The 1,973-nt window shown below is 70.0% G+C and carries 2 protein-coding genes; both read left to right on the top strand.

The window, feature by feature from the left end:
* The first annotated feature begins 287 nt into the window (after window positions 1-287).
* Window positions 288-1,118, top strand: a complete 831-nt coding sequence (locus tag AB0878_RS49355; RefSeq protein WP_366590646.1) for an alpha/beta fold hydrolase — start codon at window positions 288-290, stop codon at window positions 1,116-1,118.
* Window positions 1,119-1,126: 8 nt separating this feature from the next.
* Window positions 1,127-1,882: an SDR family oxidoreductase gene (locus AB0878_RS49350; protein ID WP_366590644.1), complete on the top strand. Its 756-nt coding sequence runs from the start codon at window positions 1,127-1,129 to the stop codon at window positions 1,880-1,882.
* Window positions 1,883-1,973: the final 91 nt, after the last annotated feature.

Below are 1,973 nucleotides of genomic sequence, written 5' to 3'. Positions count from 1 at the left end.
TGTTGTTTGGGCCACCCACTCAATCGCCTGAGGCGAGAGCTTGGTTCGTGTCCCGGTGGCCGCCCGGTTTCCCTGGCGACTTGGAGAACTTTACATGGCCGGAAACGCCCCAAAACAGGGGGGTCCCTTAACGCGATCTTCCCAGGTCAAACCCCGTGTTATCCCGGAAACGGACCGCCGGGGCGCCGGACACCCCGTCCAGCCGCGTCGTCGGCCGGCGGAAAACATTGCTCCGACTACATTGCGACTCATTGCACCGAGCCAAAGCTCTGCCTACCGTCGGCTTCATGCCCACCCTCCACACCGGCCACGGCACCGTCCTCACCTACGACGACCACGGCACCGGCGACCCGGCGTTGCTCCTCGTCCACGGCCACCCCTTCGACCGCTCCATGTGGCGCCCCCAGACCGAGCACTTCGCGGAACGCGGCTTCCGCGTCGTCGTCCCCGACCTCCGCGGCTACGGCGCGAGCACGGGTCCTGCCGTGGCCGGCCTGAATGACTTCACCCACGACCTCATCGCGCTGGCCGACCACCTCGGCCTTGCCACCTTCGTGCTCGGCGGCCTCTCCATGGGCGGCCAGATCGCCATGCAGACCGTCGCCGACCACCCCGAGCGCGTCCGGGCACTGCTGCTCGCCGACACCTTCCCCACCGCCGAGACCCCCGAAGGCCGCCGGAACAGACGAGCGGCCGCCGACCGGATCGAGCAGGAAGGCATGCGCGACTACGCGACCGAGCTCCTCCCGAAGATGGTCTCCCCGCGAACCCGCGCGAAGAACCCCGAAGTCGCCGAGCACGTGCTCACGATGATGCGCACGGCCCCGCCCGCCGGCGCCGCCGCGGCACTCCGGGCCCGGGCGCTGCGCCCCGACTACCGGGTGACCCTCGAACAGGTCGCGGTCCCCACTCTGGTGACCGTCGGCAGCGAAGACGAGTTCACCCCGGTCTCCGACGCACAGCTCGTGCACGGGCTCGTGGCCGGTTCCACACTGGCGGTGCTGGAAGGCGCGGGCCACCTGCCTAACCTGGAGTCCGCGGCCGGGTTCAACGACGTGTTCGGCCGGTTCCTGAACGCACTCCGGCCCCGGCCGGACCACCAGGCGGAAGAACGGTGACCCACCCCATGAAGACCGTATTCGTGACCGGCGCGAGTGCCGGGTTCGGTGCCGCGATCACGCGCCGGTTCGTGGCCGAGGGCTCGCGGGTCGTCGCCGCGGCCCGCAGCGCCGACCGGCTCGCCGCGCTGACCTCGGAGCTCGGCGAGTCCGTGCTGCCCGTGGTGCTCGACGTGCGCGACCGCGACGCGATCGCCGCGGCCGTCGGCGCGTTGCCCGGCGACTGGGGCCGGATCGACGTGCTCGTGAACAACGCGGGCCTGGCCAAGGGCCTCGAGCCGGCGCAGGAGGCGAAGCTCGACGACTGGGACCAGATGATCGAGACCAACGTGACCGGTCTCGTGCACCTCACCCGCGCGGTGCTGCCCGGCATGGTCGAACGTGGCAGCGGCCACGTGATCAACATCGGCTCCATCGCCGGCACCTACCCCTACCCCGGCGGCAACGTCTACGGCGCGACCAAGGCGTTCGTGCACCAGTTCAGCCTCAACCTGCGCAGCGACCTGCGCGGCACCGGCGTGCGCGTGACCAACATCGAGCCCGGCATGGTCGGTGGCACCGAGTTCTCCAACGTCCGCTTCGGCGACGACGAGAAGGCCGCCAACGTGTACGCCGGCACCACCCCGCTCACGGCCGACGACATCGCCGAGTCCGTGTTCTGGGCCGCCGCGCAGCCGCCGCACGTGAACGTGAACGTCATCGAGATCATGCCGGTCGTGCAGAGCTTCTCGGCCCTGACCATCCAGCGGGACAGCCAGGGCTAGGTGTACTGACCTGTGAGGTTGGGGACGCGGCTGAGTGGTGGGTGGCCTGCGAGTGCGGTGTGTCCGCGGTGGTGGTTGTAGGTGTGCAGCC

The sequence above is a fragment of the Amycolatopsis sp. NPDC047767 genome, from assembly GCF_040704195.1.
Classification (GTDB): domain Bacteria; phylum Actinomycetota; class Actinomycetes; order Mycobacteriales; family Pseudonocardiaceae; genus Amycolatopsis.
Note: the sequence above shows the minus strand (reverse complement) of the source record. Positions and strands in the feature narration are given on the sequence as shown.